This is a genomic window from Chryseobacterium sp. GW823-FHT05E08, assembly GCF_058795655.1.
Genome location: NZ_JBXAHY010000007.1, coordinates 68,081 through 82,226, shown reverse-complemented (window position 1 = coordinate 82,226; position 14,146 = coordinate 68,081). Strand labels below are relative to the sequence as shown.

15 protein-coding genes are annotated in these 14,146 nt (G+C 33.1%); 7 read left to right on the top strand and 8 right to left on the bottom strand.

Annotation, left to right across the window (positions count from 1 at the left end; genetic code table 11):
* Positions 1–71 precede the first annotated feature (71 nt).
* The 7 genes from AC1Q7L_RS19815 (at position 72) to AC1Q7L_RS19785 (ending at position 6,389) form a co-directional block, all read left to right on the top strand.
* Positions 72–968, top strand: coding sequence for a BatD family protein (locus AC1Q7L_RS19815; RefSeq protein WP_492307592.1), 897 nt, complete (start codon positions 72–74; stop codon positions 966–968).
* Positions 961–1,953 (top strand): vWA domain-containing protein, encoded by a 993-nt coding sequence (locus AC1Q7L_RS19810; protein ID WP_492307593.1) that lies wholly within the window; start codon positions 961–963, stop codon positions 1,951–1,953. The genes AC1Q7L_RS19815 and AC1Q7L_RS19810 overlap by 8 nt, the downstream gene beginning before the upstream one ends.
* Positions 1,953–2,960 (top strand): vWA domain-containing protein, encoded by a 1,008-nt coding sequence (locus tag AC1Q7L_RS19805; RefSeq protein WP_492307594.1) that lies wholly within the window; start codon positions 1,953–1,955, stop codon positions 2,958–2,960. The genes AC1Q7L_RS19810 and AC1Q7L_RS19805 overlap by 1 nt, the downstream gene beginning before the upstream one ends.
* Positions 2,961–3,059: 99 nt before the next feature.
* On the top strand, positions 3,060–3,806 hold the full coding sequence (locus AC1Q7L_RS19800; protein WP_410692500.1) for a tetratricopeptide repeat protein: 747 nt from the start codon (positions 3,060–3,062) through the stop codon (positions 3,804–3,806).
* Entirely contained in the window at positions 3,806–5,542 is a 1,737-nt protein-coding gene (locus AC1Q7L_RS19795; RefSeq protein WP_492307595.1) for a BatD family protein, read from the top strand. Before AC1Q7L_RS19800 ends, AC1Q7L_RS19795 begins: the two co-directional genes overlap by 1 nt.
* 44 nt (positions 5,543–5,586) lie before the next feature.
* On the top strand, positions 5,587–6,189 hold the full coding sequence (locus AC1Q7L_RS19790) for a MarC family protein (RefSeq protein ID WP_410692502.1): 603 nt from the start codon (positions 5,587–5,589) through the stop codon (positions 6,187–6,189).
* Between the two features lie 5 nt (positions 6,190–6,194).
* Complete coding sequence (locus AC1Q7L_RS19785; RefSeq protein WP_066756330.1) at positions 6,195–6,389, top strand: hypothetical protein; 195 nt, start codon at positions 6,195–6,197, stop codon at positions 6,387–6,389.
* Positions 6,390–6,465: 76 nt separating this feature from the next.
* On the opposite strand, the gene AC1Q7L_RS19780 is transcribed toward AC1Q7L_RS19785, so the two are convergent.
* The 8 genes from AC1Q7L_RS19780 to AC1Q7L_RS19745 form a co-directional block, all read right to left on the bottom strand.
* Positions 6,466–7,440, bottom strand: a complete 975-nt coding sequence (locus tag AC1Q7L_RS19780) for a chorismate-binding protein (protein WP_492307596.1) — start codon at positions 7,438–7,440, stop codon at positions 6,466–6,468.
* A 24-nt stretch (positions 7,441–7,464) separates the two neighbouring features.
* Positions 7,465–8,337 (bottom strand): hypothetical protein, encoded by an 873-nt coding sequence (locus AC1Q7L_RS19775; RefSeq protein ID WP_492307597.1) that lies wholly within the window; start codon positions 8,335–8,337, stop codon positions 7,465–7,467.
* Positions 8,338–8,353: 16 nt separating this feature from the next.
* Entirely contained in the window at positions 8,354–9,466 is a 1,113-nt protein-coding gene (locus AC1Q7L_RS19770; protein WP_492307598.1) for an RNA polymerase sigma factor, read from the bottom strand.
* 6 nt (positions 9,467–9,472) lie between these two features.
* Positions 9,473–10,504 (bottom strand): hypothetical protein, encoded by a 1,032-nt coding sequence (locus tag AC1Q7L_RS19765; RefSeq protein WP_492307599.1) that lies wholly within the window; start codon positions 10,502–10,504, stop codon positions 9,473–9,475.
* Positions 10,505–10,609: 105 nt separating this feature from the next.
* Entirely contained in the window at positions 10,610–11,038 is a 429-nt protein-coding gene (locus AC1Q7L_RS19760) for a PaaI family thioesterase (protein ID WP_492307600.1), read from the bottom strand.
* A gap of 109 nt (positions 11,039–11,147) precedes the next feature.
* Positions 11,148–11,744 (bottom strand): 1-acyl-sn-glycerol-3-phosphate acyltransferase, encoded by a 597-nt coding sequence (locus AC1Q7L_RS19755; RefSeq protein ID WP_492307601.1) that lies wholly within the window; start codon positions 11,742–11,744, stop codon positions 11,148–11,150.
* A 299-nt stretch (positions 11,745–12,043) separates the two neighbouring features.
* Positions 12,044–13,762, bottom strand: coding sequence for a PspC domain-containing protein (locus AC1Q7L_RS19750; protein WP_492307602.1), 1,719 nt, complete (start codon positions 13,760–13,762; stop codon positions 12,044–12,046).
* A 10-nt stretch (positions 13,763–13,772) separates the two neighbouring features.
* Positions 13,773–14,102 (bottom strand): PadR family transcriptional regulator, encoded by a 330-nt coding sequence (locus AC1Q7L_RS19745; RefSeq protein WP_066756355.1) that lies wholly within the window; start codon positions 14,100–14,102, stop codon positions 13,773–13,775.
* Between the last annotated feature and the right edge of the window lie 44 nt (positions 14,103–14,146).

Below are 14,146 nucleotides of genomic sequence, written 5' to 3'. Positions count from 1 at the left end.
TAGGTTGTAGATTCCTCCTTTCGTCGTAATGACAAAATGCTTTTAAATAATCATTGAATTAAATGATAAAATTGAAGAAATTACTATTTATATTATGTTTTTTAGTCTGTGCGAATGCTTTTTCACAGATACTTTCTTCTAGTCTTGAGAAGAAAACGCTTGCTTTGGGAGAAGTGAATTATATTGTTGTGACGATAAATAATCTTCACAATGAAACGGTTGTAGCAGCCCCCAAAAATGAATTACTACCTTTCCATTTTGAAGAAATTAAAGATAGTATAGCACAGAATCCCGATATCTATTATAGAAAAATTGAGTTCGCTGTTTATGAAGAAGGAAAATTCACTATTCCCGAACTGGAATTTAAAGTTGGAAATCAAGTTTTAAAAACAATTCCTTACGAGATTGATGTGATGAATACTGCTCAAAAAGCAGATCAAATCAACGATATCATGAACAATAAGGAAGTAAAACTTGAAGCGAAAGATTATTGGGAGCTCTACAAATTTTATATTTTAGCAGCTTTGGCGGTTATTGCTTTGATTATTGCTGTTGTGATGTATATGAAATGGGGCAGAAAATCAAAAAGTTCTCCTGCTGTGGCAACCAATCAGACCTTGAAAGAATTAGATTCTCTTAAAAAGAAAAAATATATTGAAGAAGGAAATTACCGTTCATTCTATGTTGAATTAATAGAAATTTCAAGAAAATTTATCACTAAACAATACCATTTGCCTGCAGATGTTTTGTTGACGGATGATTTAATAGATTTAATGAAAAAGAACAATACGATTTCTCAGGAAAACGAAAAAGTGGTGGAAGATGTATTTTTAAGAGGAGACTTGGTGAAATTTGCCAAAACTTTCCCTGATAAAGACGCGATGGAAAAAGATTTTGCAGACGTTAGAGAATTTGTGAAGAGATCATCAAAGGATTTAGAATTCGAAAACTTGAGAAAGGATGTTTAATTTTGAATTTTATAGTCCGTGGTTTTTACTGCTTTTCGTGCTGTTTATTCCTCTTTTTATCAGAGATGTAAGCAAACAGAAAAAGAAAGGTATAAAAGTTCCTACCGTAAAAAATATGGAAGGAAGTAATGGAATTGTAGCTGTACTTTTTTTACTTAAAATCTCCAAATATCTTATTCTTTCCGCGCTGATCATTGCGATGGCGAGACCAAGAACGTTCACTGTTTCTCAGGACAGAGATGATACAAAAGGAATTGATATTATGCTGGCTGTCGATGTATCATTGAGTATGTTGGCTAAAGATTTAACGCCCGATCGTCTAACGGCATTGAAAGAAATTGCTATAAAATTTGTTAATCAGCGTCCGAATGATCGATTAGGTTTAGTGACTTATTCCGGTGAAGCTTTTACGAAAGTTCCTGTAACGTCCGATCATCAGGTTGTTATTGATGAATTAAAGAATCTTAATCCGTTGGAACTGCAACCCGGAACTGCAATTGGAGAAGGACTTTCTGTTGCTGTAAATCACCTCAGAAACAGCAAGGCAAAAAGCAAGATCATTATTTTAATGACAGATGGTGTCAACACGATTGAAAATGCGATGCCTGCACAGGTTGCTGCTGAATTGGCTAAAAACAACGATATTAAAGTCTATTCCATCGGAATTGGAACAAACGGATATGCGTTGATGCCTACTCAACAGGATATTTTCGGTGATTTGGTGTTTACAGAAACGGAAGTGAGAATTGATGAAGAACTTTTAAGAGAAGTGGCACAAACAACGAATGGGAGATATTTCAGAGCTACCTCAAACAGTAGTCTGGAAGAGGTTTATAATGAAATTAATCAATTGGAAAAATCTGATATCAAAGTTTCCAAGCTTTATAATTATCAGGAATATTTTAAAATTTTCCTCTGGATTGCTTTAGGAATGTTAATTATCGATGCTTTGCTGAGATGGGTATTTTATAAATTTTTAAGCTGATGGAGTGGTATTTAGGTAATTATTGGTATTTATTGTTGCTGTTGCTTTTGCCGCTGTTAGCTATTTTATTGATTCGTTTTCTGAAATGGAATAATAAAAGGAGAAACATTTTTGCGGACAGTCAGTTTCACGAAGAATTGTTCGAAAAAAGATCAGGTTTTGTGAAAATTTTCCCTGCTCTTTATCTTTTGGGAACTTTGTTTTTAATATTTTCAATTATTGATTTATTAAATGGTTCAGAAGAGGTAAAAAGCAATCAAAGGATGAATAATGTGATCTTTATGCTCGATGTTTCTAACTCTATGAATGCGGAGGATATTAATCCGAGTCGTTTGACGGAAGCAAAAAATCTGATGATCAACACGATGCAGAAGATGAAAAGCGATAAAGTCGGAATTGTGATATTTGCAGGAGAATCTGTTTCTATCATGCCTTTAACAACGGATTACAGCTCAGCTGAAACTTACATTAATGCTATTGAAACCAATTCTATGCAGATTCAGGGAACTGATTTCTTAAAAGGAATGCAGGTTGCGGTTGAGAAATTTAAAAATGTAAGCAAAGGCTCAAGAAAAATCGTTTTGTTGAGTGATGGTGAAGACAATGAAGGAAACGACAACGCTGCTATAAAATTGGCGAATAAAGAAGGGATAATGATCACTTCCGTAGGGATTGGTTCAGACGAAGGTGCACCCGTTCCGGAATATGTTTTTGGACAATTAATGGGCTATAAAACTGACCAAGCCGGAGAAACGGTTATTTCTAAAAGACAAACCGAAGCGCTCAAAAAAATGGCAGAATCCACAGGTGGAACTTATATTGACGGAAATAATATTAATGAAGCTCCAAGTAGAATTTCGGATGCTCTAAGTAAGAAAATGTCTTCTTCAGAAACATTGGTTAAATCTCAGAATGCTAATCATTATTATCAATATTTTTTAGCTGTTTCAATACTTTTCTTCTTTTTAATTTATATTTTTAATCCTAAAAGAGATTTTAATGTTTAATACTCATAATTGTCTTTGAAAAGTTTCGATACCACTTTAACCCAACTTTAACAATTAAGACACTGTTTATTAACATATAAAGGGATAATTTTGCATATAATGAATACTAAAATCATTTTTTTATCGTTTATAATTGCTTTTTCGTTTTCAGGCGTCGTTTTCGGGCAGGAAAGCTATAGGACTTTGGTCTATGAGGGCAATCAGAAATTTAATGGTAAAAACTATGATGGAGCATCTTCTAAGTATATGGAAGCGATAAAATCTAACGAAAAGGATTTTACGGCACACTATAATTTAGGTAACGCTTTGTATAAAAATAAAAAATATGATGAAGCAAAAGCTGAGTTTGAAAAAGCACAAAAACTTTCTCAGACAATTCCTGATAAGGCAGCAGCTCTTCATAATTTGGGAAATACTTATATGCAGATGAAGCAGCCGGACAAAGCTGCAGATTATTATAAGCAATCCCTAAAACAGGATCCTTACAACGAAGCAACAAGAAAAAATTATGGAATTGCCAAGTTGAAGGAAAAAGAAAACCAACAGAAAAAAGACCAGCAAAATAAGTCAGGCAAAGGCGGCGGGGGTAAAGACCAACAGAAAAATGATGATCAGAAAGGCGATACCAAAGATCAAAAACAGGATCAGGGTAAAGGCCAGCAAAATCAGGGGGAAAGTCAACAAGGAAATGATCCGAACCAAAAGCAGAATAATGAAGGTAAAATGCCAAAAGATCTTGAAAACGCAATATTAGATAAAGTAAGCGATAAAGAGAAAGAAACCGCCAAAAGGATTTTAAATAAAAATTCTTATTCGATGCCTCAAAGCAACGAGAAAGATTGGTGATGCAACAGAAAATTATTTACATATTATTTATCCTTTCTTCCGTAATTTCTTACGGACAGGTAAGTATTAATGTAAATCCTGATAAAAATGATTACTCAGGAAAAGATGTTGTAAACCTTACTATCACGCTGGAAATGAATGGTAGCGAGTACAATCAGCAAACGCCAATTCGTCTTCCTGATTTGTCAAAATTTAATATCATAGGTTCCGGATCTGTAAATAATACTTATATTGATCCTGCGACCAACACAGTAATTACGCAACGAGTTTCCCAACTTGCGCTTGAACCTAAACAAAAAGGTAAGATCAAGATCGGTTCCGTTTTGGTTACGGTTAATAATAAAATTTATAAAACAGAACCTTTCGATATTTTGGTAAAAGATGTCGAAAAGAAAGCTGTTGCAAGTGCTTCCAATGATGTTTATCTGAACGTGGAGATCGAAGACAGGGATGTTTATCAGGATCAGCCAACTGTTGCTGTTCTGAAAGTATATTCTAAAAATATAGATAACTTCAGAAAAGTGAAGAATATCCGTCTTCCTGAACAGGATAACATCAATGTACATCCTGTAAATTTCACTAAATCTGAGATTGATCCTTCGTCTAGTTACGGGAATATGGCTTCACAAGTTTTGGCCGTATTTATGGTGTTCCCGAATGAGGCAGGGTATGTTGAGGTACCGGCAGTTTCTGCATCTGTTAATACATACTCAAATAAAAATAAAATAGTTTCCAATAGGGTTAAACTTAATGTAAGAAAGCTTCCTGAAGGTTCTCCGGAATGCTTCAAAAATGCAGTCGGAAACTTTAATGTAAGCGTTTATAATGCTTCAAAAGAAAAGGTTGAGGTTAAAAAACCGATCAACGTTGTCGTAAAAGTTTCAGGGGAAGGAAATTTGTCTGATATGGAACTTCCAAAAATCGTAGAATCTCCGGATTATGAGATTTTTGCCCCTAAAATTACTTCAAATGTAGCTCCGGGAACTACCGGAATTAAAGGTGAGATCTTAGCAAATTATGTTGTCATTCCGAAAAAGGCGGGGGATATTTTTATTAAAACAGAACAGTTCGCTTTCTTTAATCCGGCGAGTAAAGAATATACAGATCTTGGTCAGGAAACGTTGGCAGTGAATGCGTTTTCACATGATCAGATCATGGAAGCTAAAACCACGGTTGAAAAGGTAAATGAATATACCAACAGCTTTTTGGAAACCGTAAATACTCCGGTTTTAAAGACAACTTCATTTAAAGTTAAAGAAAAAAGTAAATTCAATTGGGGTGTACTTTTAACCAATACTGCTATTTTACTAGGATTATTTATTACTTATCTTTTATTTAAGACTTGGCAAAAAAAACGTACATTAGTTAAGGAAACTGTACCTTCAAAATCTTTAGGTTCTGTAGCAGAAACCGAAAATGAAATAAGACAAAGCTTAAAAACTGATATCAATGATTATTTCAGTTATTTAGAAAATCTTAAAGATAATGAAGATTATCAGAAGTTCTTTCAAACCGTAGATGAGATGGATTCTGAGGTTAGAAATCAGTATTTCCAAAGCTCAGCAGAAGATTTCAGAAAGTTTCTGGAAAGAGACAAGGGTTCTGCAGTTGCCGAAGAATACAGAACTCTTTCGCAGAAGATACAGATAGAGAAGTATGCTCCTGTAAAATCTTCCGAAGGAATGGATGAACTTTTGAAGGCAATTGTTAATTTGTATTCTCAGATTAGCAAATAATCAATTTTTTTTCATATTTTTGCGAAATTTTTAATTACAAAAAGATGGAAGTTTTTAATGATTTTTCTATAAAAGAGATTGTTACCTGTTTTATGGTTCTTTTCGCTGTGATCGATATTATCGGTTCTGTTCCCATTGTTGTAAGCTTACAACAGAAGTTCGGGCAAATTGAAGCAGGAAGGGCTTCTATTACTGCCGGAGTTATTATGATCATATTTTTATTTGTTGGAAATAAGATCCTAAAATTGATCGGAGTAGATGTAAATTCCTTTGCTATTGCCGGAGCTTTTGTGATTTTTATCATAGCACTGGAGATGATTTTGGGTATTGAGATCAATAAAACGACGGAAGCAAAGGCTGCATCTATTGTCCCTATTGCGTTTCCGCTGGTTGCAGGTGCCGGAACTTTAACAACTACGTTATCGCTGAGAGCTGAATTTCATGATATTAATATTATTTTGGGAATCGTTCTCAACACAATTTTCGTATATTTGGTGCTGAAATCAGCAAAATGGCTGGAAAGGAAAATGGGAGAGGCTACTTTGTCTATCTTACAGAAAGTTTTCGGGATCATCCTTTTGGCAATTTCAATTAAATTATTTACAGCAAACTTTGCACAATTGGTGCAGAACTATATTAATTTTTAAGAATCATGCAGAAGTTTTATAAAGTATTTTTAGTACTATTCATCGTGTTTATCGCCATAAATCTTTATGCTTTAGACTGGCAGTCGGATGTTTTATCTGAGGATAATCTGAAGTTTGTATTTTCAATTGCTTCGGCCGTTATCGGGCTTGTTTTACTTTTTGTGTTAAACACATGGAGTAAGATTGGATTGAAAAAATAATCTTTAACATTGTTAAAATATATAAACCTCTTAAATTAGATTTAAGAGGTTTTTTTATAAGTAATAATTAAGAGTACTAAGAAACAACCAAATTCTTCAAAACTGCTTCAGATTTTAGCTCTGTTTCAATCCATTCTTTTTCAGGATTGCTTTGTGCGGTAATTCCGCCACCTACAAAGAGATGAACGGCATTTTGGTATAATTTTGCACAACGAAGATTAACAAAAAACTGAACCGTATCTTCTGTTTCAATCTTGATATAACCGGCATAAAATTCGCGCGGAAATTTTTCAATTTTTTGAATGTTTTCTTTACAAAAATCCTTCGGAATCCCGCAGACAGCTGGAGTAGGATGTAATTCCTGAATAAGACGATCCAAATCTTCAGGTTGTATTTTAGCTTTAAAATCTGTTCTTAAATGTTTGATATTCCCTGAAATATGATCGTGCGTTTTTGACTCTTCGACTCCGCTAAGAGTGACATATTTGGTTAAGATATTTTTAATATAGTTTGAAACTGGCTTTTGTTCCTCAATTTCTTTCTCAGACCACTCCTCTGAGACAGGTAGAGTGCCCGCAAGGCTCATTGTTTCAAACTCATGAGTCGTTTTGTTGAATTTTCCTAAAACCTCTGAAAAAGCACCCATCCAGGCGTTTTCACCATTATTGAAAATGTATCTGAAAGCGTTCGGATATGTTTTACATAAATTGTCGAAGCTTTCTTTTAAATCAATTTGATTAAAATCATTAAAAATTTTCCTTCTTGAAAGGACTAATTTTGGAAGATCATTTTTATTAATAACTTCAATGACTTCTTCTAATTTTTGTAAATATTCATCCTTGGTTTCAGCGATGAAATTGCTTTTGTCTTCTGGTAAAGAGTCGTTTGTAATAATTTCTTTATCAAAATTTTCCTGATTTATCTCAATAATATCTCCATCAAAACTGATTTGCCTTAAACCGTCAAAAGAATGAAAATTGATTAAATTTTTACCTGTTTTTTCATCTGTTGAATACAGTTTTTCGTCAAAAGGAAATTTGAAATAAATCATTGATTGAATGCTTTTCGAAAATCATTATTTGGAAATCGTATAAGAGATTCCAAGATTGATTTTTCTTTCTGCAAAGGTATTACTAGTCTTAAAAATCTCAAAATCAAATGACGAGTTTTTTAAGGAAAGATTCTTCATTTGGTATTGCTGATAATCTAATGACAGTAAAAAACGCTTTAAAATTCGATATTGAACTCCAAAAGTGAATCCGTAATTGTTTTGAGTGGTCTTGAAATCATCCAATTTATCTAAAACATTGTTTTCAGGAACTAAAAACTGCATTTTATAAATATTTCGATTAACTAAAAATCCAGCAAACGGGCGAATATTTTTCCATTCGTAGAATAATTTTAACTGAAGCGCATATTCAAAATGTTTATTATTAAATCTTTGGAAAAGTAAAGGTTGATGATCTGTTGTAAAATAATATCCGTTGAGATAAGTTTCTTCTTTATTTGCGTCAAGATCAAATGAAGAATTCCAATAATAAACATTAGCGGAAAGCATTAATGATAACTTTGGATTAATAATGCTTTTCGATACCCAAATTCCCAAATTTTCTCCAAACTGTTGTTTTTTAGTTGAAAGTTCTTTTCCCCAATTGCTGTTTTTTAGTCCGATTCCTGCTTCAATTCCGTATTCTAATAAAGGGTATGATTTTATTTTTACATTATTTTGGGTCGTTTTCAAATTATTTTTAATTTTTATTTCAGTAATAGAATATTTAGGTATTAAAACTTCCTTAGATACTATCTTTACGGGCTTTTCTAAATATACCGTATCATAAACGATCACTTTTTCATAAACATACACCGTGTCTATCTTTTTTCTCTTTTGGGCAAAAGAAAAATTAGCGATGATAAGCAATGAAATGACAATTAGTTTTTTCAAGAACATGGTGAATAAATGATTTTTATCTTTCTACAAATATCGTATCCCTTTGGATAATTTTTTTGACAACAATTACTTTTTTGGGAGCTTCATTAGTTGAATCTTTCAAAATAATTTTCTTTGATTTCTTGTTTTCTTCTGCATTTTTTTCTTTTGAAATCAATTGTGATTCTGAGGTTGTTGTTTCAGTATTGGTTTGGTTTAAATTTTCATCATTGGAATTATTTACTTCTAAAATATCAGGCTTTTTTTGAGAAACATTTTCAGTTTTATTGCTTTCATCTTTTGAAATTTTATCAGATGTAGTGCTAATGTTTTCTTTTGTAAGTAAGTTACTTTTAGGTTTTAATATAAAAATTGAAGCAGTAATAATCAATAAAATTGTAGAACTTATAACAATTTTCTTTTTCCAGGTCTGATTTGAAGTTGGAGAAAAAGACGCAAAATTACTCATTCCTTTTTCTGGAATTTTAAACTCTTTTGAAGGTGCAATATTGAAATCCGAGAATTTACTTCTGAAAGTTTGCGCCCATAATAATCCTCCAAAACCTAAAAACACTAACAATTGAGCCAATTTCTTTTTATTTTTCGGAGTGTTTTCGTCTACAATATTATTAAGCAAATAAATTTGAATAGATTTTTTTGCTCTCAATAAATGAGATTTTGAGGTATTAACAGAGATCCCGAGCGCACTTGAAATCTCTGCATGAGAATAATTTTCAATACAAAATAAATTGAAAACCGATTTGTGATGAGAAGGCAGATGGTCTATCGACAACAACAATTCTTCCCTCGTGAAATCATATATAAAAATGTGTTTTTTTTCTTCTGAAACAGGATCGCTCATCTCTGAAAGGGTATCTGGAATTTCTGAAATTTCGGTGGAAGTGAAGATTTCTTTACTGCTTTTTCGGATGTATTGTAAAGCATTATTCACCACGATTTTTTTTAACCAAGCAAAGAGGAGTTTTTCATCTCTGAGCTGATGTTTATTCTGTATCGCTGCGATGAAACTGTCCTGAACAATATCTTCCGCAGTGTAAATATCCTGTATGTATCTGCGGCAAATCCCCAAGAGTTTTGGGGAGTAATTACCGTAGACATATTGCCAATCTATGCTGTTTTTTTCATTCATATTGCTTTAATTCTCAACTGCAAAAATAGAGTTATATGCGTTTACAAATTGTCCTGAACTATTGGTAATACTTTGCGTTTCTACATTATTGATATACACTTTACTTGCATAAGGTACGGTTTGCTGTTTGATCACATACATATTATTATCAAGAACAAACATATCTTTAATTGATGTATAAGTTGGATCTAAAGGAAATGTGATCTGCACATTATTTTTATAATAGTAATTATCTGTAAATGTATGTCCAATCACATAAAGATCATTAGAGTTTGCTTCACTAATTATTTTTCCTTCATTCAGATTAGGAATCTGGGTATTATCTACCAGAACTTCGGTATTGGTTGATAGCTGTCTGTAATAATATTTCTGATTTTTAATATATAGAAAATTAATCCCATTGGTGTTTTCACTGAAATTACTTACCCAGCTACTGCCCGGAACAGGGTGGAAAGTTGTATTAATATAATATCCTGAATTTATACCTCCATCATTGACGATCGCTGAAACATAAGGCTGATGATTAAAAATATTAAGTTTCGAGCTGGTGTAGATAATATTATCATATCTGTTCAAAATTGTTCTTACTCCATTTTTCCAAATACACAATGCATATCTTTGATTTGCTATAGGCGAACTTGTATCATAATATCCAACAAAATAATCATCTCCGTTATCAATGGCCATATCCAGAATTTGATATTGCACGACTGAAGGAATTCCCAAATATTGAGCGAGATTTTGTCTTACATTATTTTTCCAATAATAATAGGTTCTGTTAAAATTCATGCGGGTATTTCCCAGAACATGAGTGTTATTATTTTCTACAATAATTTTTGTAGCAGTAGTACTGTCGGGAGAAAATAAAGCTGTTTTCACATTGTTTTTCCAGTAGCATGCTTTGTAGTTTTCCATTCCGGCAACGTAAACGTCGTAGGAGTTTACTTTCTTTTCCAAAGATTCTGAATCTAAACTGTCATTTGTACAGGACACGAACAGCGTCATTAAAAATAAAAAAGGTAAAATTAAAGTTTTCATGGTCGTTATTTTCTTATAAGATGCAGAAATGAAAAAAGGTTGCAGCAAGTATATAAAAAAAGACCCAAATTTTTTTGAGTCTTGTATTTTAATTTTAAATATACCTTATTTTAAAAGGATATTGTTGGTCATTGTTGTATGATTAATCAACACGCCTTTTTCATCTCGAATTTCAATTTCTGAAACGTGCATCGTTTTTCCTTTGCGGATAAATCTTGCGACTGCAGTTACGAGACCGTCTTTTTTACTTTTTAAATGGTTGGAATTTATATTGGTTCCAACACCATAATATTTACTGCCATCAATGAAGATATTAGACAGGCTTGAGCCCATCGTTTCAGCTAAAACACAGCTTGCGCCGCCGTGAAGAATACCAAAAGGTTGGTGAACTTTAGGCTGAACAGGCATTGTTGCTGTCAAAGTTTCATTTTCCAGATCAATGTCGATGAATTGTATTTCCAACGTTTTAGCTAAAGTAACATCGTTGCCCCAACTGTTTAAAAACTGTAATATCTCTCCTTTAGTTTTTGACATGCTTTATAATAAATGATAAGTAATGATTGATAAATGATACTCGAGTAAGTAATTTTGCTTCTAGCTTCTAGCTTCTAGCTTCTAGCTTCTAGCTTCTAGCTTCTAGCTTCTAGCTTCTAACTTCTAAATCACTTCCCATAATATTAGGATTCCAGTTTTCAGGAATTTTTGGGGCGATGTCATTTTTGATATAATAATCTTGGATTTCCGCCATTATTTCTGAAAAGGGAGCGCTTGCCAATCTTTCATAAGGAATTGTATAACCTAGGTATACAATATTTCTTTTAAAATCTCCTGCAGCAAGAACAATCGGAACTTTTGCAGCTAAAGCCATATGATAAAAACCTTTTCTCCATTTCGGAACCCAGCTTCTGGTACCTTCCGGAGTAATCACAAGGCTGAAATCTTCTTTTGCAAACTGATCTGCAACAAATTTCACCAAATCATTTTTCTGGCTTCTGTCGATACCAATGCCTCCCAAACCTCTTACTACGCTTCCGTACCAAGCTTTTGTGTGGGCATCTTTAATGATTATTTTTAGAGGTTTCCCCAAAGACCAATAGGCAAGATTTCCTAATAAATATTCCATGTTGTGAGTGTGTGGTGCTACAACAAGAATACATCTGTCCAGACTGTTTACATCGCCTTGTAGAACGACCTTCCAACCTAACATTTTTAACATTAATTTGCCAATCAGTTTTTTCATATACTTTGATTTAAAAACAAAAAAAGTACAACCAAATAGTTATACTTTACAAATATATTGAAATATTATCGCTCTTAAAACAAACCGCTGATTAAATCTACGATTTTGATTACTATTTCTAGTGCTAATTGTACCATTTGTAAGTGTTTTGATTTGGGTTATTAATTATTTACGAAGATAAGATAATTTCTTGATATGCAGAACTTAAATTTAGTTTTTTTGTTGTTTTTGAGAGAAGAAGAGTGTGAATTTCAAACTGTTGCTTTCCATTCACACCTTCAGCCACTCTCTTCAGTTTATTATTTGGTTTTGATAGAAATTTCGTTTTTTCCGTCGTTTACTTTGATATCAACGTCACCTTTCATCTTTTTGATGTTTGTTTTCATTGAATCAATTACTTTGTCAGCCTGGTTTGCAGGAACTTTTTTTCCGTTTACGATGATGCTGTCTTTATCATCAGAACTATATTCAATAGTAGAACCGTTTACAGAGATTTTATTTTTCTCGATTCTGATATTTCCGTTGTTGTAGTCATTATCCTGATCGTCGTCATTCATTCCGTCTGCGTTTAGATCTCCGTTAAAATCAATTCCGTCTTTCTTTACAGGGATTACGATTGTATTTTGAGGAACTACCAATTCATAATTGATGCTGTAATCTCTAAATCTATGTTCGTAAGGGAACTTGATGTAATTTGGAAGGATAATTTTATTGTTAACAATTTCTACAGGAACGCTTACATTAAGTGGAAGATTGTATCCTTTAGCTTCTTTTTTAATGATTAAATAAGGAGTTTTAATGTCAGCTTTTCTTGTTACATCTACATGAATCCAGTCTTTTTCATAAACAGATACTTTGTCAGAATAAAGATCATCATCGTAACCTGTAAAGTTCTGAGGGATCGTTATTTGCTTGAAATCTACATAAATACTGTCTGAAGTTGTATTAATAGAAACCTCTTCTGTATCTTCTTTATGACCTTTTAAGAACATTTCTTTTTTAGCCATACTGATTCCGAAGTAAGTTGAAATGGCAATCAATCCAAGGAATAATGCTCCTAAAACCCATCCTGTATTTCTTAATTTCGTTTTTGGAGAAATTAATTTGATACTTAACAATGCGAATATCATTGCAGGAATTAAACTTCCCAGAACGATCATTGCCATGATCACATATTTCATTCCGTCGTTATCGAAATAGTAGTTCATTTGGCTGATTGGAGGGAAATCACTGTTTCCCATAAATCCGAAACCTACAAATGAACCGATAAGGCAACCAAAAGCCATTAAAGCAAAGATTCCTCCTAAAATATATCTTATTACATTCCAGATCCCGCTTCCTGCATTGTTAATGTAAGGTTTGCTTTCGATATAGATTTCTCCGACTCTCTGAGTAGATTCATTAGCGAATTGTACTAATTTATTAGACTCATTTTTAAGATTGTCGAAGTTCATAGGCTTTCCCTTCATTTTCAGGAAATCTGCTGCAGTTTCTGCAGTTGGTAAAACGATCCAAAGAATGATGTAAAGTAATACCACTAATGAAGAAGAAATTGCTGCTGTAAAGATCCCAAGGATGAAAATTCCTAACCAGATTGCTCTCATCGCCGTAATGTCCATTCCAACGTAATGAGCTAAACCTGCACAAACACCTGCTATTTTTTGTCTTTCTGGATCACGGAACAATTGTTTTTTGTCTGTGTATTCAGTTCCTGAAGCGCTTGCTTTCTTAGTATTTTTTTCAGAATAATAAGCTTCTTCCTGTTCTTCGATCTTTTCCGGAGTTCCGATCTGAGCGATTACTCTTTCAACATCGGTATCATTTACCACTTCACGTTTTCCTAAAGAATCTCTGAAAATTTCAACCATTCTTATTTCTATGTCATGCATTACCTCATCTGCTTCCGAAGCGTCTAAAGAGCTTCTCAGTGCATTAAGATAATCGCTAAGCTTTATATATGCGTGTTCTTCTATTGTAAAAGAGAAACCTGCGAGTCCTATTGAGAGTGTCTTGTTCATAGCTTTGTTTTTAAATTTTTTGAGTGATTTGGTTTACAGAATCTGTTAATTCTTTCCAGGTATTTTGAAGTTCGTCCAAAAACAATTTGCCTTTTTCTGTTATTTGGTAATATTTTCTGGGTGGCCCTCCTGTAGATTCTTCCCATCTGTAAGAGAGAAACTCTCCGTTTTTCAGTCTTGTTAAAAGAGGGTAGAGGGTTCCTTCTACTACATCCAGCTTTCCTTTTTTCAGTTCATCTATCAGGTCGGAAACATACATTTCACGAAGGTTGATGAGACTTAAAATACAGAATTCCAGAATTCCTTTTCGCATTTGCGCTTTGGTATTTTCGGTATTCATCTTTGATAAGTTTTGTTAATTAGTTATATCCAATCAGAATAAAA